This is a genomic window from Sporichthya brevicatena (assembly GCF_039525035.1).
Taxonomy (GTDB): domain Bacteria; phylum Actinomycetota; class Actinomycetes; order Sporichthyales; family Sporichthyaceae; genus Sporichthya; species Sporichthya brevicatena.
The window spans coordinates 185,879-202,232 of sequence record NZ_BAAAHE010000008.1 but is presented as its reverse complement, the minus strand read 5'-3'; the positions used below and the strand labels follow the sequence as shown (position 1 = coordinate 202,232).

General features: G+C 72.0%; 17 protein-coding genes and 1 tRNA gene. 4 read left to right on the top strand and 14 right to left on the bottom strand.

The features are described from left to right. Positions 1-150: 150 nt before the first annotated feature. The 4 genes from ABD401_RS06200 to cysS all read right to left on the bottom strand — a co-directional run bounded on the left by ABD401_RS06200 (position 151) and on the right by cysS (position 3,240). A tRNA-Thr gene (locus ABD401_RS06200) sits at positions 151-223 on the bottom strand. Positions 224-314: 91 nt separating this feature from the next. After that, complete coding sequence (locus ABD401_RS06195; RefSeq protein WP_344602706.1) at positions 315-749, bottom strand: CBS domain-containing protein; 435 nt, start codon at positions 747-749, stop codon at positions 315-317. A 116-nt stretch (positions 750-865) separates the two neighbouring features. Beyond that, a complete protein-coding gene (gene rlmB, locus ABD401_RS06190) occupies positions 866-1,849 on the bottom strand; it encodes a 23S rRNA (guanosine(2251)-2'-O)-methyltransferase RlmB (RefSeq protein WP_344602704.1) in 984 nt (327 codons plus the stop codon). Beyond that, a complete protein-coding gene (cysS, locus tag ABD401_RS06185; protein WP_344602702.1) occupies positions 1,849-3,240 on the bottom strand; it encodes a cysteine--tRNA ligase in 1,392 nt (463 codons plus the stop codon). The genes rlmB and cysS overlap by 1 nt, the downstream gene beginning before the upstream one ends. An 86-nt stretch (positions 3,241-3,326) precedes the next feature. Between cysS and ABD401_RS06180 the strand changes: the two genes are divergently transcribed. Then, positions 3,327-3,953, top strand: a complete 627-nt coding sequence (locus tag ABD401_RS06180) for a winged helix-turn-helix domain-containing protein (RefSeq protein WP_344602700.1) — start codon at positions 3,327-3,329, stop codon at positions 3,951-3,953. Further along, entirely contained in the window at positions 3,953-5,260 is a 1,308-nt protein-coding gene (locus ABD401_RS06175) for an MFS transporter (protein WP_344602698.1), read from the top strand. Before ABD401_RS06180 ends, ABD401_RS06175 begins: the two co-directional genes overlap by 1 nt. On the opposite strand, the gene ABD401_RS06170 is transcribed toward ABD401_RS06175, so the two are convergent. Beyond that, positions 5,168-6,130: a helix-turn-helix transcriptional regulator gene (locus ABD401_RS06170; RefSeq protein ID WP_344602696.1), complete on the bottom strand. Its 963-nt coding sequence runs from the start codon at positions 6,128-6,130 to the stop codon at positions 5,168-5,170. The two genes, ABD401_RS06175 and ABD401_RS06170, sit on opposite strands and share 93 nt — an antisense overlap. A 96-nt stretch (positions 6,131-6,226) precedes the next feature. On the opposite strand from ABD401_RS06170, the gene ABD401_RS06165 reads away from it, so the two are divergent. After that, entirely contained in the window at positions 6,227-6,781 is a 555-nt protein-coding gene (locus tag ABD401_RS06165) for a DinB family protein (protein WP_425566073.1), read from the top strand. On the opposite strand, the gene ABD401_RS06160 is transcribed toward ABD401_RS06165, so the two are convergent. From ABD401_RS06160 to ABD401_RS06120, 9 genes are all read right to left on the bottom strand, one after another. Next, complete coding sequence (locus ABD401_RS06160; protein ID WP_344602694.1) at positions 6,741-7,550, bottom strand: sirohydrochlorin chelatase; 810 nt, start codon at positions 7,548-7,550, stop codon at positions 6,741-6,743. The genes ABD401_RS06165 and ABD401_RS06160 overlap by 41 nt on opposite strands. Further along, the gene (locus ABD401_RS06155) at positions 7,547-8,698 is read right to left on the bottom strand and encodes a uroporphyrinogen-III synthase (RefSeq protein WP_344602692.1); all 1,152 of its coding nucleotides are present in this window, start codon (positions 8,696-8,698) and stop codon (positions 7,547-7,549) included. The genes ABD401_RS06160 and ABD401_RS06155 overlap by 4 nt, the downstream gene beginning before the upstream one ends. Then, positions 8,695-9,063: a nitrite reductase small subunit NirD gene (gene nirD, locus ABD401_RS06150; protein WP_344602690.1), complete on the bottom strand. Its 369-nt coding sequence runs from the start codon at positions 9,061-9,063 to the stop codon at positions 8,695-8,697. The genes ABD401_RS06155 and nirD overlap by 4 nt, the downstream gene beginning before the upstream one ends. Continuing rightward, positions 9,060-11,654 carry a nitrite reductase large subunit NirB gene (gene nirB, locus ABD401_RS06145; protein ID WP_344602688.1) on the bottom strand — a complete coding sequence of 865 codons (2,595 nt, stop codon included), beginning with the start codon at positions 11,652-11,654 and terminating at the stop codon, positions 9,060-9,062. Before nirB ends, nirD begins: the two co-directional genes overlap by 4 nt. Before the next feature lie 141 nt (positions 11,655-11,795). Next, positions 11,796-12,272 (bottom strand): 2-C-methyl-D-erythritol 2,4-cyclodiphosphate synthase, encoded by a 477-nt coding sequence (gene ispF / locus ABD401_RS06140; protein WP_344602686.1) that lies wholly within the window; start codon positions 12,270-12,272, stop codon positions 11,796-11,798. A gap of 7 nt (positions 12,273-12,279) precedes the next feature. Further along, a complete protein-coding gene (ispD, locus tag ABD401_RS06135; protein ID WP_344602684.1) occupies positions 12,280-12,990 on the bottom strand; it encodes a 2-C-methyl-D-erythritol 4-phosphate cytidylyltransferase in 711 nt (236 codons plus the stop codon). A gap of 17 nt (positions 12,991-13,007) precedes the next feature. Further along, entirely contained in the window at positions 13,008-13,490 is a 483-nt protein-coding gene (locus ABD401_RS06130) for a CarD family transcriptional regulator (RefSeq protein ID WP_019874780.1), read from the bottom strand. A 206-nt stretch (positions 13,491-13,696) separates the two neighbouring features. Further along, positions 13,697-14,368 (bottom strand): response regulator, encoded by a 672-nt coding sequence (locus ABD401_RS06125; protein ID WP_486387613.1) that lies wholly within the window; start codon positions 14,366-14,368, stop codon positions 13,697-13,699. 11 nt (positions 14,369-14,379) lie between these two features. Next, positions 14,380-15,537, bottom strand: coding sequence for a sensor histidine kinase (locus tag ABD401_RS06120; RefSeq protein ID WP_344602679.1), 1,158 nt, complete (start codon positions 15,535-15,537; stop codon positions 14,380-14,382). Positions 15,538-15,687: 150 nt separating this feature from the next. Here ABD401_RS06120 and phoU point away from each other — a divergent pair, with 150 nt between their 5' ends. Continuing rightward, on the top strand, positions 15,688-16,347 hold the full coding sequence (phoU, locus tag ABD401_RS06115; RefSeq protein WP_344602677.1) for a phosphate signaling complex protein PhoU: 660 nt from the start codon (positions 15,688-15,690) through the stop codon (positions 16,345-16,347). The last annotated feature ends 7 nt before the right edge of the window (positions 16,348-16,354 follow it).

Sequence of the window (16,354 nt, the reverse complement as noted above, 5' to 3'; positions counted from 1 at the left end):
CAACCCGGATTCGTGCCCAGCGGCGCCCGCGCCGACGAGAGTGACACGCCAGTCGGCCAGAGTGGGCGCAACCACTCGACAGCCGTGGGCATCCTTAACGTAATCGGTGTCGCAAAACGGCGAGGGCCGAACGTTGCCGCAGGTCAGAAGAGCCGGCGGCCGGACTTGAACCGGCAACCTTTCGATTACAAGTCGAGTGCGCTACCAATTGCGCCACGCCGGCGGGAGGTCCCAGGTTACTGGGCGCCGGGGGCGACGCTCAGCGGCCCCAGGCAAGAAAGACGCTTCCGCGGAAACGTCCTCGAACGGATCGATCAGCCCGCCGACGAGATGTAGTCGACGAGGGCTTGGCGTTCGGTCTCGAGTTCGTCCATCCGGTGTTTGACGATGTCGCCGATGCTGACGAGGCCGGCGAGGCGGCCGTCGACGAGGACCGGGATGTGGCGGACGCGGCGTTCGGTCATCACGCGGGTGAGCTCGTCGAGGCTCTCCTCGGGGTGACAGGTGTGGACGTCGCTGGTCGCGATCTCGGAGACCGGGGCGGCGAGGATGTCGGCCCCGCGGTCGTGGAGCGCCCGGGCGATGTCGCGCTCGGAGACGATGCCGGCGACGGTGACGCCGTCGGAGGAGAGGACGCACGCACCGATCCGCCGCTCGACCATCACGGACAGGAACTCCCGCACCGGGGTGTCGGGCCGCACCGTGTAGACATCGGTGCCCTTGTTTCGCAACACGTCGGAGATCCGCATGCCGTCCTCCTTGCTCCCGCGGACTAGCCGGTAAACGCAGGGTAGGCCGAACGGGTTCACGAAGAAATGGCCGCTGAGCTCGGGAAATAGTTCACGAGCTCTGGACTGAAGACCTCTCAGGAACTACGCCGCCGCGCGATCTCGTACAACGCGATGCCTGCGGCGACGCCCGCGTTCAGCGATTCCGTCGCGCCGGGCATCGGGATCCGCACCCGCACGTCGGCCGCCTCGGACACCAGCCGGGAGACGCCCTTGCCCTCCGCACCGACGACGAGCACCAGCGGCTCCGGCGCGAGTTCGAGGTCACCGATCGCGACGTCGCCCTCACCGTCGAGCGCGGCGACCATCAGCCCCGCCTTCTGGTAGGCGACCAGCGCACGGGTCAGGTTCGTGCACCGCGCCACCGGCAGCCGGGCCGCGGCGCCGGCCGCGGTCTTCCACGCCCCCGCCGTCATGCCCGCGGCGCGCCGCTCCGGGATCAGCACCCCGTGCGCGCCGAACGCCTCGGCCGAGCGCAGCACCGCCCCGAGGTTCCGCGGGTCGGTGACGCCGTCGAGCGCCACGACCAGCGGCGCCTGCCGCCCGGCCCGCGCCAGCAGGTCGTCGGCGTGCGCGTACTCGTACGGCGGGACCTGCAGCACCAGACCCTGGTGCAGCGCCCGCTGCGTCATCTTGTCGAGCTCGGCGCGCGGCGCCTCCAGCAGCGGAATGCCGTGCTGCGCGCAGTACTTCAACGCCTCACGGACCCGGTCGTCGGAGTCGATGCGCTCGGCCACGAACAACGCCGACGCCGGGATCCCGGCCTCCAACGCCTCCAGCACCGAGTTGCGCCCGATGACGAGTTCGCCGGAGTCCTTCGGCGCCTTGCCCGACGGCTTGCCGGTGCGCGAGGGCCCCGTCGCCGGACGCCGCCCCGCGGCCTCCCGCTTCGCCGCCGCGGCAGCGCGGCGCGCGGCCGGGTGCCCGGTGCGCTCGGTCGCCTTCGGCGTCGGCCCCTTCGGCGCGAGCGCCCGGCGGGCCTGACCGCCCGACCCGACCGTCGCGCCCTTCTTCGACGCGCCCTTGCGGACCGCGCCCTGTCGCTTGCTGTTGCCCGCCATCAGGCCTCCGGATTGCCGACGGTCCAGCGCGGGCCGTGGGGGGTGTCCTCGATGACCACGCCGGCGGCGCGGAGGCGATCACGGATCGCGTCCGCCGCGGCGTAGTCCTTGCGTTCGCGGGCCGCGGCCCGCTGTTCCAGCGCCAGCGCGACGAGGCCGTCGACGACCGCGTGCAGGTCGCTGCCGGAGGAGTCCGCCCACGCGACCGGGTCCAGCCCGAGCACCCCGAGCATCGCCCGCGCCTCGGCCAGACGGGCCGTCACGGTGTCCTTGTCCCCGGACGCGAGGGCAGTGTTCCCCTCGCGCACCGCGGTGTGCACGGCCGCAAGCGCGAGCGGCGTCCCGAGGTCGTCGTTCATCGCATCCGCGAAGGCGGGGGGGACCTGACCCGGCGTCACGTCACCGACGAGGTCGGTCGCGTTGCGCACGAACGTCTCGATGCGCGCGTAGGCCGTCGCCGCTTCGGCGAGCGACTCCTCGGAGTACTCGACCATCGAGCGGTAGTGCGGCGCCGCGAGGAAGTACCGCAGCTCGACCGGCCGCACCCGCTTCACGATCTCCGAGACCAGCAGGGAGTTGCCGAGCGACTTGCTCATCTTCTCCCCGGACATCGTCACCCAGCCGTTGTGCAGCCAGTACCGGGCGAACTCCTGGCCTGCGGCCTTCGACTGCGCGATCTCGTTCTCGTGGTGCGGAAACACCAGGTCCAGACCGCCGCCGTGGATGTCGAAGCGGTCCCCGAGGTACTTCCCGGCCATCGCCGAGCACTCCAGGTGCCAGCCCGGCCGGCCCGGCCCCCACGGAGTCTCCCAGAACGGCTCCCCCGGCTTCGCCGACTTCCACAGCGCGAAGTCGCGCGGGTCGCGCTTGTGGGTCTCGACGTCGGTGTCGCCGGCCGCCTGCATCGCGTCCGGCTTCTGCCCCGACAGGGCGCCGTAGTCCGCGAACGACCCGACGGAGAAGTAGACGTCACCCCCGGCGGCGTACGCGGCGCCCCGCTCGATGAGCTCGCGCATCAGCACGATCATCTCCGGCACGTGCCCGGTCGCGCGCGGCTCGACCGTCGGACGCAGGCAGCCGAGCACGTCGTACGCCCAGGCGAACGCGTTCTCGTTCGTCTGCGCGACCTGCCACCACGGCACGCCCTGCTCCTCCGCCTTGCGGAGGATCTTGTCGTCGATGTCGGTGACGTTCCGGACGAACGTGACCGTGGAGCCGGTGTGCTCCAGCCACCGCCGCAGGATGTCGAAGTTGACGCCGGAGCGGATGTGCCCGATGTGCGGCGGGGCCTGAACGGTCGCCCCACACAGATAGATCGACGCCCGGCCGGGCTCGGCGGGCACAAAATCCCTGGTCGAACGGGTCGCGGTGTCGTACAAACGCAGCGTCACACGTCCCAGCCTAACGGCGGGCGCCAATCGCAGAATTTCTCTGCAGAAGACTTGTGCAGAAAATTTCTGCGATCCACGATGAGGTCATGACCGACGTGCCGCCGCCCACCCAGAAGCGCCTCGACTCCGAGTCCGTCCGCGCACTCGCGCACCCCCTGCGCAACCGGATTCTCGGGGCGCTGCGCTCGCACGGCCCGGCGACGGCGACCGGGCTCGCGGCCCGCCTCGGCACCAACAGCGGCACGACGAGCTACCACCTGCGCAAGCTCGCCGAGATCGGCATGGTCTCCGAGGTCCCCGACTCCGGCGACGGCCGCGACCGCTGGTGGCGCGCGGTCCACGAGTTCACGTCCTGGTCGAGTTCGGAGTTCCGCGACGACCCCGACGCCCGCGCCGCCGCCGACTGGCTCGTCGGCTACCACCTGCGCACGAACACCGACAAGACGCAGGCCTGGCTCGACGTCCACAACGACTGGCCGCGCCCCTGGCTGGAGATCTCCGACCTCTCCGACTACAGGCTCTACCTGACGGTGGATCAGACGAAGGCGATCCTCGCCGAGTTGCACGAGGTCGTTCTCCGTTACCGCGCGCTGGGCGAGTCCGCCCGTGCCGCCGGCGAACCGGTGATCGACGTCAACGACCCGCCCGCCGACGGCGCCGGGCTCGCCCCGGTGGCCGCGATCCTGCACGTGCATCCCGACGTGTCCGGCTGATGTCCCTCGACGACGCGCGTCGCGTTCGGCGGCGCTTCATCGTGCTGAGCGCGACCCGGTGGTTCCCCGTCGGTCTGCTCATCCCGGTCCTCACGGTCCTGCTGCAGGAACGCGGCATGACGGTCGCGACGATCGGTCTGCTCTCCGGTCTGTCCAGCGCGATGGTCGTGCTCTTCGAACTCCCGACGGGTGGTCTCGCGGACACGATCGGGCGCCGCCCCGTCCTGCTCGTCGCCGGGCTGCTCAGCCTGCTCTCGATGTCGCTGATCTCGTTCTCCGAGGCGACGTGGCTGTTCGTCCTCGCCTGGGCGATCGAGGGCGTCTACCGCGCCCTCGACTCCGGCCCGCTCGAGTCCTGGTTCGTCGACGCCGCCCAGGCTGCCGACGTCGACGCCGACATCGAGTCCGGCCTCGCCGCCGAGAGCGTCGTCATCTCCGCCGCGCTCGGGGGCGGCGCCCTGCTCGGCGGGGTCCTCGCGCTGGTCCCGACCCCGTCGGCCTGGCCGGCGCTCGCGCTGCCGATCGTCGTCGCGATCGTCCTGCGGATCGTGGACCTCGCGTTCCTGTGGCACCTGCTCGACGAGAGCCGGGCGCGGCCCGCCGGCTCCGGGTGGTCCCCGATCCGCGACTCCGCGCGCACGATCCGCGATGCGATCGGGCTGCTGCGCGTGTCCGGCGCGCTGTGCGCCCTCGCGGCGATCGAGCTGTTCTGGGGAGCCGGCATGACCGGCGTCGAGATCCTGTCCGGCCTGCGCATGGTCGACCTCGTCGGCGACACCGAGCAGGGCGTCCTCGCCTACGCGGTCACCGCCGCGGTGGCCTGGGGCGTCAGCGGGGCGGGCGCCGCCGTCGCACCGTGGGTCGCCCGGCGCACCGGCTCGTGGGTCCGCGCGGCGATCGTCGCGCGCATCGCGCAGGGCGTGGGCGTCGCTCTCGCGGTGGTCATCGCCGGGCCGATCGGCCTCGTGCTCGGCTACCTCGGCTTCTACCTGGTGCACGGCACCGCGAACGTCGCCCACTACGGGCTGGTGCACCGCCACACGACCGCCGCCCACCGCGCGACGATGGTGAGCGTCAACAGCCTGACGTCCCGCCTGGGCGGCATGGTCGCCGCGCCCGCGCTCGGCGCGCTCGCCGGCGGTCAGGGTCTGGTCGCGGGGTTCGCGGTCTCCGCCGTCCTGCTCGTGCTGTCCGCACCGCTCTACCTGTTCGCCTCACGCGGTCGCACGGCCGAACCGCTCGGACCAGTCGCGCAGATAGACACGCAACTCGTCGGGCTCGACCACACGAAACTCGGCGCCGAGTGAACCGAGGGCCATCGCCGGCCACTCGAACTGATCCGCCGTCATTTCCACGCGGCACCTCTCGTCGTCGACGGGGGTGACCAGCGCCCACCGGCCGATCCGCACCCGCACGCGGTCGGCGGGCGCCTCGACCTCCGCCACCACCCGCTGCGGCTCCCGCAGCCCGACGATCGAGGACTTCACGTACTCGGCCGCATCGCCACCCGGTGGCGTCCGCGGAGCGAACCGCGCACCCGTGCCGCGCGGATTGCGCAGCCGGTCCAGCCGGAAGCTGCGCCAGTCCGCGCGCTCGACGTCCCACGCGGCGAGGTACCACCGCCGGCCGAGCTTGACGACCCGGTGCGGCTCGACGTGGCGCGCGGTCTCCTCGGCCTCGCGCGCGGTGTAGTCGAACCGCAGCCGTTCACCGTCCCGACAGGCCTGCGCGACGACGACGAGCGCCTCAGTGTCGACGCTCGGCCCACCGCTGCTCGGCCCCCAGGTCGCAGGCACGGTCATCGCGCGCAACGTCTCGACCCGGCGGCGCAGCCGCGGCGGCAGAACCTGCACGACCTTGCCGAGCGCCCGGACCGACACCTCCTCCAGCCCCGGCACCGCGCCGTCGGTCGCGGCCTGCATCCCGACCGCCAGGGCCACCGCCTCCTCGTCGTCGACGACCAGCGGCGGCAGCGCGGACCCGGCCCGCAGCTGGTACCCACCGTCCACACCGGGCGTTGCGTCGACGTCGTAGCCGAGCTCGCGGAGCCGGTCCACGTCGCGCCGCAGCGTCCGCTCCGAGACGCCGAGCCGTTCCGCGAGCTCGCTGCCCCGCCAGTGCCGGTGCGCCTGCAGGAGGGAGAGCAGCCGCAGGGTCCGGGAACTCGTGTTCGCCATGCCGAAAGTCTGCCTGACATTGCGGACAGAAACTGACCGCAATCCTTCTAGCGTGGTTCTCACGAGCCCGAACCGTCACCGACCAGGAGTCCCGAGATGACCACGATCGAGGAGTACAAGGCCATGACCACCCCCGCGCCGGCCACCGACGACCCCGCCGCGATCGAGCGCGCCGACCTGCTCGACCTCCTGACCAAGCACCGCTTCTTCCTGCGCACCACCGTCGCGGGCCTGGACGACGAGGCCGCGACCAAGCGCACCACCGTCAGCGAGCTCACCCTCGGCGGGCTGGTCAAGCACGTCGCCTTCGTCGAGCGCGGGTGGGCCGAGTTCATCCGCCGCGGCCCGGCGGCGATGGAGATGACCGAGGAGTCCTACGCCGCGCACGGCAACTCGTTCCGCCTGTTGCCGGGCGAGACGCTCGCGGGGGTCCTCGCCGACTACGCCGAGGTCGCCGCGCAGACCGACGCACTGCTGGCCGAGGTCGACCTGAACTCCTCGCACCCGCTGCCCGAGGCGCCGTGGTTCCCGCCGGGGGCCCGCTGGACCGCCCGCCGCGTGATCACGCACATCGTGGCCGAGACCGCGCAGCACGCCGGCCACGCGGACATCATCCGAGAGTCGCTCGACGGGCAGAAGACGATGGGGTGAGAGCCCGCGCCGCGTCGTAACGCGCGAGCACGAGGCCGACGAGAGCCGGGTGCACGCCGAGCGGAGCTGACACTACGTCAGCTCCGCAGGCCTGCACCTCCGTCGCGAAGCGGCCCGGGGAGAGCAGGTAGGTCGCGACCGACACCGAGCGACGGCCCATCGCGCGCGCCGCCGTGACCGCGTCCCGCACCGACGGCGTCGTCGCCGAGTTGTAGGCCGGGATCACCGGGCGCCCGAGCTGCTGCTCCAGCAGCACCGCCATCGCGTCGACGTCGGCGTGCGACCGCGGGTCCGACGACCCCGCCGCGGCGAGCACCACCGGCCCCCGTTCACAAAGGGTGACACCCCTTACTGCGCAGTAAGGGGTGTCACCCTTTTTTGACACAGCGGCGGCCGCCGCGGCGGATTCGGTGGCGGACTCGGCGGCGGACTCGGCGGCGGCGAGGCGGTCGGCGAGGGCGAGGGCGAGGAGGGGGTCCGGTCCGAGGGCGGGGGCGCAGGGCGTCCCGGGGCGGTGGAAGTCGGCGACGCCCGCGACGTCGTGCGCGACGTGGTACCCGTTGCCGAGGAGCAGCGGGACGACGACGACCTCCCCTTCGACGGCGCGGAGGACCTCGGGGAGCGAGGGGGCGGCGAGCTCGACGAAGGCCTCGCGGACCTCCAGCCCCGGTCGGGCGGCGCGGACCGCCGCCAGCAGGGCCCGGATGTTCGCCTGGGCAGCCGGATTGCGGCTGCCGTGCGCGACGGCAACCAGCGTGGGAGCGCTCATTCGACGCGCAACCGGTAGCCGCGCTTGACGACGGTCTGGACGCAGGCGCCGTCACCCAGCGCCGCGCGGAGCCGGGTCACCGCCATCTCGACCGCGTGTTCTGAGGCCGCGTCACCCGACGGGAGGCGCGGCACCAGTTGTGCCCGTGACATCACCCGGCCCGGCTGTTCGGCGAGTGCGCGCAGCACGGCCATCGGCGCCGGCGGGAGGTCGACCATGCGCTGGTCGACCAGCACCGCGTGCCCACGGATCTCCAGCCGGTGCCCGCCGACCATCAATCCGTCGGGTCGCCGCCGCGGCAGTTCCTCGGCGATCACACGCACGAGGGCGCCGAGCCGCGGACGGTCCGGCTGCAACGTCTTGACGCCGATGATCTCGAGCGGCTCGGCGGTCACCTGGCCCACGCACGCCGGCACGACATCGCCCCGGAACGCGGCCAGGACCGCCTCGCGGCGACCCACCTGCTCGGCGAGGTCGAGCAGCGCCTGCACCGCCGGCTTGCTGGTGAACGCGACCGCGTCGACGTTCCGCGTCGCCACGAGTTCGACGAGCTTCATCAACGGTCCGACGTCGTCGGGCGCCCGCCAGCGGTAGACCGGCACCGGGATGACGTCGGCCCCGGCGGCCCGCAGACCCTCGATCAGCTCCGGCTCCGGATCGCCGTGCAGCTGCACCGCGATGCGCACGCCGCGGACGTCGCCGGCCCGCAGGTGGTCGAGCACCTCCCGCAGCGACTCCGACACCGGCGACCACGACTCGCGCAGCCCGGCCGCGCGGATCGCGCCCATCGCCTTCGGCCCCCGCGCGAGCACGTTCGCCGAGTCCAGCACCCGTCGCAGGGCGTCGCCGAGTCCCCAGCCGTCGGCGGCCTCCATCCAGCCCCGGAAGCCCACGCCGGTGCTGGCGATCACGATCGCCGGCGGCGCCGCGATACACGCGCGCGTCGCCGCGACCAGATCGGTGTCGTCGGCCAGCGGACGGATCTGCACCGCCGGCGCGGAGATGACCCGAGCGCCCCGGCGCTCCAGCAGACCGGCGAGTTCCTCCCGCCGCCGGCACGCGGTGATGGCCACGCTGAAGCCCGTGAGCACCGTCGCCTGGCTGGGCAACGAGGCGCCCCCGACCTCGCGGTCGCCCAGCACGGTCATCCGGCTGCACGCACCTGAATCACGCCCTCACGCACCCGCGCCTGGTAGCGCGCCAACGCGAGCGAGTCGTCGTCCAGGCACCGCCCGGTGCGCAGGTCGAACACGTGCTTGTACAGCGGCGACGCGACGGTCGGCACGTCCCCGCGGGTGCCGACGATGCCGCGCGCAATCACCGACGCCCCCGTCTTCGGGTCGAGGTTCGACACCGCGTGGAGTTCGCCGTCCCAGGTCCGGAACACCGCGACGGGCGCGTTACCCACGAGGGCCGGAACGCCGATCTCCGTGGAGAGTTCGGCCTCGGGAAGGACGTCCACCCAGGTGTCGACCTCGGTGTACGTCAGCTCGTGGGTGTCCAGGGTGGTCATACCGCACCTACCTTCAGGGTCGGACCGGCGACGATGTGCGGCTCTCCGGACTCGCCGGGCCCGGCGGGTCGGATCTGGCCGCGTTCGTCGACGAACGTGATCGTCGGATCGGGGACGTCGGGAGCGTTGACGAAGGACACGAAGCGCTTGAGCTTCTCCGGGTCCGCGATGGTGGCCGCCCACTCGTCGGCGTACGTGGCGACGTGCCGCGCCATGTCCGCCTCGAGGTCGGCGCAGATGCCGAGGGAGTCCTCGACGATGACCGCCTTGAGGTACTCGATGCCGCCGTCGAGGGCCTCGAGCCACGGCGCCGTGCGCTGCAGCCGGTCGGCGGTGCGGATGTAGAACATCAGGAACCGGTCGATGTAGCGGATCAGCGTCTCGTCGTCGAGGTCGCGGGCGAGTTCGATCGCGTGCTTCGGCGTCATGCCGCCGTTGCCGCCGACGTAGAGGTTCCAGCCCTTCTCCGTCGCGATGATCCCGAAGTCCTTCCCCCGGGCCTCGGCGCACTCACGCGCGCACCCGGAGACCGCGGACTTCAACTTGTGCGGCGCCCGCAGACCGCGGTACCGCAGCTCAAGAGCGATCGCCATCCCGACGGAGTCCTGCACGCCGTACCGGCACCAGGTCGAGCCGACGCACGACTTGATCGTCCGCAGCGACTTCCCGTACGCGTGCCCGGACTCGAACCCGCCGTCGACGAGCCGCTGCCAGATCAGCGGCAGCTGCTCGGCGCGGGCACCGAACAGGTCGATCCGCTGCCCGCCGGTGATCTTCGTGTAGAGCCCGAACTCCTTCGCGACCTCGCCGATGAGGATCAGGCCCTCCGGCGTGATCTCCCCACCGGGGATCCGCGGCACCACCGAGTACGTGCCGTTGCGCTGCATGTTCGCGAGCAGGTGGTCGTTGGTGTCCTGCAGCTTCCCGCGCTCGCCCTCGAGGACGTGCTCGTTGTAGCGGCTCGCGAGGATCGAGGCGATCGCCGGCTTGCAGATGTCGCACCCGCGGCCCGTGCCGTGCGAGGCGAGGATGTCGGAGAAGCTCCGTGCCCCCGTGACGCGGACGATGTCGAAGAGCTCGGCGCGGCTGTAGGCGAAGTGCTCGCAGATCGCCTTGCTCACCGTGACTCCGAGCTTGGTGAGCTCGTGGTCGAGCAGCGTCTTCAGCAGCGGGACGCAGGAGCCGCAGCCGGTGCCGGCCTTCGTGCAGCCCTTGACGTCGGGGATCGTCGTGCACCCGTGGGAGGTGACCGCGCCGACGATCTCGCCCTTCGAGACGTTCTCGCAGGAGCAGATCGTCGCCTCGTCCGGCAGCGCCACCGGGCCGATCCCCCCGCCGGACCCCGAGCGCGGCGGGAGGATCAGGTCTTCCGGGTTGGCGGGGAGCGCGATGTCCGAACCGGCCATCGGACGCAGCGTCAGATACGCCGAGGCGTCCCCGACGAGGATGCCGCCGAGCAGCCGCGTGGCGTCGGCGCTCACGACCAACTTCTTGTAGACGCGGGTGATCGGGTCCGCGTAGGTCAGCTCGAGCGCATCCGGCGTCGTCGCGAACGCGTCGCCGAAGCTGGCGACGTCCACGCCCATCAGCTTCAGCTTCGTCGACAGGTCCGCGCCGGTGAACGGGCGGGACTCCCCGGCGATCGCCGTCGCGGCCGTCTCCGCCATCGAGTAACCCGGGGCGACCAGGCCGTAGACCATGCCCTGCGCGCACGCGACCTCGCCGACCGCGAAGATCGCCGGGTCGGAGGTCCGGCAGTCCTCGTCGACGACGACGCCGCCGCGCGGCCCGATCTCCAGCCCACAGGCCCGGGCGAGCTCGTCGCGCGGCCGGATGCCGGCGGAGAACACCAGCACGCCGATGTCAAGCGGCTCCGCGTCCTTGAGCTTGAGCTGCGCGACCCGGCCCCGCTCGTCGGCCACGATCTCCTCGGTCGTCGCGCCGAGGTGGACGTGCACGCCGAGGTCGCGGATGTGCCGGGCAAGCATCGCGCCGCCGGCGTCGTCGACCTGAAGCGGCATCAGACGCGGCGCCATCTCGACCACGTGCGTGGTGAGTCCGAGGTTGAGCAGCGCGTTCGCCGCCTCCAGCCCGAGCAGGCCCCCGCCGATCACCGCACCGGCACTCGCGTCGACCGCGGCCGCGCGGATCGCGTCCAGGTCGTCGATCGTCCGGTAGACGAAGCAGTTCTCCGCCTCGCGGCCGGGCACGGGCGGCACGAACGGGTACGACCCGGTCGCCAGCACGAGCACGTCGTAGGCGACGACGCGGCCGTCCGCCAGGGTCACGGTGCGCGCCGCCCGGTCGATCCCGGTGACCTGCGCCCGCAGCTCCAGCGTCACCCCCGGGTCGGGGTAGTGACCGTCGGGGAGCAGCGAGAGGTCCTCGGCGCTGCTGCCGGCGAACACCGACGAGAGCGCGACCCGGTCGTACGCGGGCCGGGACTCCTCGCCGAGGACGGTGATCTCGTACTCGGCAGTGAGCCCGCGGTCGAGCGCCGCGGTGACGAACTTGTGGCCGACCATGCCATGGCCGAGGACCACGAGAGAGCGGCGATCGGGGGACAACGCCTGCTCCTTCCACTGGGTCACGTCGTGATGGTGACCCCATGGCAACGCAGTGGCGTTTCCCGGTTGCGTCGGGATTGTTACAAGCGGCGCACCGGTCTCATCACGAGATCTCACAGCGCCGGTGCGCGCGGATTTCCCCAGGTCAGCGGGGTTTGAAGCGGCTCAGGCGGGGAACACGAGCGCGGTTGCGACGGCCGCAATGCCCTCGCCGCGACCCGTCAGGCCCAGTCCGTCGGTCGTCGTGGCGGACACCGACACCGGCGCCCCGGCCGCCGTCGAGAGCGCCTCGGACGCCTCCGCGCGGCGCGGCCCGAGACGCGGCCGGTTGCCGATCACCTGCACCGCGACGTTGCCGATCTCGAACCCGGCCTCGCGGACCCGGCGCGCGGCCTCCGCCAGGAGAGCGGAGCCCGACGCCCCGGCCCACTCGGGTTCGGCGGTGCCGAACTGGGCCCCGAGGTCGGCGAGCCCCGCCGCGGAGAACAGCGCGTCGCAGCAGGCGTGCGCCGCGACGTCCGCGTCCGAGTGCCCGAGCAGCGCATGCTCCCCCGGCCACCGCAGGCCGGCCAGCCAGAGATCGCGCCCCGGCGTCGGCAGCGTCGCGAACGCGTGGACGTCGACCCCGATGCCGACCCTCATCGGGCCCTCATCGGATCCGCTCCGCCCGCCGGCGGGCGAGGATCGCCTCCGCAAAGACCAGGTCGAGCGGCCGAGTGACCTTGAAGGCCTCCTCGCTGCCCGGCACGGTCCGGACGGCGATGCCGATGCGCTCCACCAGCCCGGCGTCGTCGGTCGCGGCGGCGTCGGTCGTGGCGGAGTCGGTCGCGGCGGCGTGGGCCTTCTCCAGCACGGCGCGCGAGAACCCCTGCGGCGTCTGGACCGCGACCAGGCCCGCGCGGTCCGGCGTCGCGACGACGACCCCGTCGTCCACCTGCTTGACGGTGTCGGTCACCGGCAACGCCGGGATGACCGCCTCGGCACCGCCCCGGAGCGCGGCCGCGACGGCGTCCACGAGCTCGACCGGCACCAGCGGACGCGCGGCGTCGTGCACGAGCACGCCGGTGAACTCCGGCGGCAGGCTCGCAACGGCCCGCCGCACCGAGTCCTGGCGCGTGGCGCCGCCGGCGACCACCGTCAGCTCGGCCGGGACGTCGTGGTCCGCCAGCAACGACGCGACCAGGCTCACCCCGTCCGGGGGCGCGGCGACGACCACGAGCTCGACGCTCCGCGACGCTGCGACAGCCCGTACGGCGTGCACCAGGATCGGCACGCCGGACAGCTCACGCAACGCCTTCGGTCCGCCGGGACCCAGGCGTTCACCACGTCCCGCGGCGGGGACGACGGCCGCTATCCGCATGGCGGACAGCTTGCCAGTCAGCTGGCGAGAACCTCGTCGAGGATCGCCTCGGCCTTGTCCTCATTCGTGTTCTCGGCGAGCGCGAGCTCGGAGACCAGGATCTGACGGGCCTTCGCGAGCATCCGCTTCTCACCCGCGGACAGACCGCGGTCACGCTCGCGACGCCACAGGTCGCGGACGACCTCGGCGACCTTGATGACGTCACCGGACGCGAGCTTCTCGAGGTTCGCCTTGTAGCGGCGCGACCAGTTCGTAGGCTCCTCGGTGTGCGGGGCGCGAAGCACCTCGAACACGCGGTCCAGCCCTTCCTGGCCCACCACGTCACGAACGCCGACCAGATCGACGTTGTCGGCAGGTACGCGCACTGTGAGGTCGCCCTGGGCAACCTTCAGGACGAGGTACGTCCGGTCAACGCCCTTGATCTGGCGGGTTTCGATAGCCTCGATGAGCGCTGCGCCATGGTGCGGGTACACCACCGTCTCGCCGACCTTGAACGCCATTGGTGTCGTTCCCCTTCCTTTGGCAATCCAAGGATACCACGCGCCGGAGCGGGCCCCTCGGACGTTTGTGCAGGTCAGAGCCATGGACCGGCCCCGATAGGTACTTGACAACCGAGAAGTGCTCGTACTCCCGCAGGTCAGCCGGACCGTGCAGCGACACGCCAAATCGTTATGACGCGTGGCACATGACCGATTCCGGGACCGATTCAGGGCTCGAATTTGTAGCCCAGTCCGCGGACCGTGACGAGGTGCTTCGGGGCCCCCGGATCGGGCTCGATCTTGGACCGCAGACGCTTGACGTGGACGTCGAGCGTCTTGGTGTCGCCGACGTAGTCGGCACCCCAGACGCGGTCGATCAGCTGCCCGCGGGTGAGTACCCGGCCCGCGTTGCGCAGCAGCAGTTCGAGCAGCTCGAACTCCTTGAGCGGCAGGGCGACCGGGTCGCCGTTCACCGTCACCACGTGCCGGTCCACGTCCATCCGGACCGGGCCGGCGGCGAGGGTGGCGGAGGCGGGCTCCTCGGCGTCGCCCTGCCGGCGCAGCACCGCCCGGATCCGCGCGAGCAGCTCGCGGTGCGAGAACGGCTTGGTCACGTAGTCGTCGGCGCCCATCTCCAGGCCGACGACCTTGTCGATCTCGCTGTCCTTCGCGGTCAGCATGATCACCGGCACGTTCGACTTCTGCCGCAGCGCGCGGCAGACCTCGGTGCCGGGCAGGCCGGGCAGCATCAGGTCGAGCAGGACCAGATCGGCCCCGCTGCGGTCGAACTCCTCCAGCGCGGCGGGCCCGGTGGCGGCGACCGCGACCTCGAACCCCTCCTTGCGGAGCATGTAGGACAGCGCGTCGGAGAACGACTCCTCGTCCTCGACGACCAGCAGACGGGTCACGGCTACTCCTCCTCCGGAAGCCGCCGGCCGGCGCCGGAGGCGGACGTCAGCAGCGGCAGGCGCAGGGTGAACGTGGAGCCGGATCCTTCGGTGCTCCGCACCCGGACGTCGCCGCCGTGGTTCTGCGCGATGTGCTTGACGATCGAGAGCCCGAGCCCGGTCCCGCCCGTGACCCGCGACCGGGCCGGGTCGACGCGGTAGAACCGCTCGAAGATCCGCTCGAGCTCGGCGCCGGAGATCCCGATGCCCTGGTCGGTCACGGTGATCTCGGCGAGGTCGCGGGCCCGACGGACCGTCACCTCGACGCGGGTGCGCTCGGGGCTGTAGTTCACGGCGTTCTCGATGAGGTTGCCGACCGCCATGACGAGTTGGACCTCGCTGCCCCACACCTTGAGCCCGTGCTCACCGCCGGAGCTGATCTCGATGCGCTTCGCGGCCGCGAGTTCGAGCGTGCGGTCGACCGCGGCGTCCACCACCGCGTCGATCCCGACGGCGGCGGCACCCTTGAGCGGGTCGTCGCTCTCCAGCCGGGAGAGGTCGATCAGTTCCTGCACCAGGTGCGACAGACGCAGCGACTCGTGCTGCATCCGGCCGGCGAACCGGACGACGGCCTCGGGGTCGTCGGAGGCGTCCTGCACCGCCTCGGCGAGCAGACGCAGCGCCCCCACCGGGGTCTTGAGTTCGTGGCTGACGTTGGCGACGAAGTCGCGGCGGATCGCGTCGACGCGGCGGGCGTCGGTCTGATCCTCGATCAGGACCAGGACGTGGTCGGCGCCGAGCGGGGCGACCCGCGCGCGAACTGCGAGCGTCCCCTCGCCGACCGGGCCGCGCGGCAACTCGAGCTCGACGTTGCGGATCCGCCCGTCCCGCCGCGTGTTCCCCACGAGGTCGGCGAGGTCGTCGACGACGAGGCGTCCGGCCTTCACGATGCCGAACGCGTAGGCAGCCGGGCTGGCGCGCAGCACCTTGTCCTCGGCGTCGACGACGACCGCGAGCGACTGCAGCACCGAGAGCACCTGGGCGACGCCCTTCGGCAGTCCCGCCTCGGTCTCCGGCACCGGCGCCCGGTACGCGCGCTCACTGAACCGATGGGCCAGGCCGGCGGCGAGCCCGACGACGAGGCCGACAAGGGCACCCAGCGCGATCAGCGAGGCTTCCACCCGGCGGCTCCCGGTCGGGGCGTCATGGCACCGATCGTAGGTGGCCAAAGCGGGCCCGTCGGCGCGCTGAGGCGCCGATCACGGCGGTGACGCCGACTGTTCATCTTCGGGACGGTCGGCGTTCACCGCAGGCACGGCAGCCTGGGACGCATGCGGGACGCCTTTCAGGGAGAGCTGGACCATCTGCGCAACGGGCTGGTCGAGATGACGCAGCTCGTCGGGTTCGCGATGGCCCGCGCGACCAACGCCCTGCTCGAGGCGGACCTGGCGCTCGCCGAGAGCGTCATCTCGCACGACAAGGCGATCGACCAGCGCCGCGACGAGCTGGAGGAGAAGGCCTGCGACCTGTTGGTGCGTCAGCAGCCCGTCGTCGCCACCGACCTGCGCACGGTGATCACCAGCCTGCAGATGACCGCGGACATCGAGCGGATGGGCGACCTCGCGCTGCACGTCGCGAAGGTCGCCCGGATGCGGTACCCCGCCTCGGCGGTGCCGCCGGAGATGGTCGCGCTGCTGATGGAGATGGGTCACCTCGCCCAGCGGATCGTGACCAAGGCCGGCAGCGTTGTCGCCTCGCGCGACGTCTCGGCGGCGCTGGAGCTCGAGGCCAGTGACGACGAGATGGACCACCTGCACGCACGCATGTTCCGCACGCTGATGTCACCGGACTGGCCGCACGGCATCCAGACCGCGGTCGACCTGTCCCAGCTCGCCCGGTTCTACGAACGGTACGCCGACCACGCGGTCTCGGTCGCCCGCCGCGTGGTCTACCTCGTCACCGGGGAGTGGCCGGTCAGCACCTCGGACTGACGACCCG

Bases quoted from the DNA above. Each gene is read 5' to 3' on its own strand.
- ABD401_RS06180 (WP_344602700.1), top strand. From the start codon at position 3,327: ATGACCGACGTGCCGCCGCCCACCCAGAAGCGCCTCGACTCCGAGTCC.
- ABD401_RS06130 (WP_019874780.1), bottom strand. From the start codon at position 13,490: ATGGCGTTCAAGGTCGGCGAGACGGTGGTGTACCCGCACCATGGCGCA.
- phoU (WP_344602677.1), top strand. From the start codon at position 15,688: ATGCGGGACGCCTTTCAGGGAGAGCTGGACCATCTGCGCAACGGGCTG.
- ABD401_RS06195 (WP_344602706.1), bottom strand. From the start codon at position 749: ATGCGGATCTCCGACGTGTTGCGAAACAAGGGCACCGATGTCTACACG.
- ispD (WP_344602684.1), bottom strand. From the start codon at position 12,990: ATGCGGATAGCGGCCGTCGTCCCCGCCGCGGGACGTGGTGAACGCCTG.
- ABD401_RS06165 (WP_425566073.1), top strand. From the start codon at position 6,227: ATGACCACGATCGAGGAGTACAAGGCCATGACCACCCCCGCGCCGGCC.
- rlmB (WP_344602704.1), bottom strand. From the start codon at position 1,849: ATGGCGGGCAACAGCAAGCGACAGGGCGCGGTCCGCAAGGGCGCGTCG.
- ABD401_RS06160 (WP_344602694.1), bottom strand. From the start codon at position 7,550: ATGAGCGCTCCCACGCTGGTTGCCGTCGCGCACGGCAGCCGCAATCCG.
- ispF (WP_344602686.1), bottom strand. From the start codon at position 12,272: ATGAGGGTCGGCATCGGGGTCGACGTCCACGCGTTCGCGACGCTGCCG.
- ABD401_RS06170 (WP_344602696.1), bottom strand. From the start codon at position 6,130: ATGGCGAACACGAGTTCCCGGACCCTGCGGCTGCTCTCCCTCCTGCAG.
- nirD (WP_344602690.1), bottom strand. From the start codon at position 9,063: ATGACCACCCTGGACACCCACGAGCTGACGTACACCGAGGTCGACACC.
- ABD401_RS06175 (WP_344602698.1), top strand. From the start codon at position 3,953: ATGTCCCTCGACGACGCGCGTCGCGTTCGGCGGCGCTTCATCGTGCTG.
- ABD401_RS06155 (WP_344602692.1), bottom strand. From the start codon at position 8,698: ATGACCGTGCTGGGCGACCGCGAGGTCGGGGGCGCCTCGTTGCCCAGC.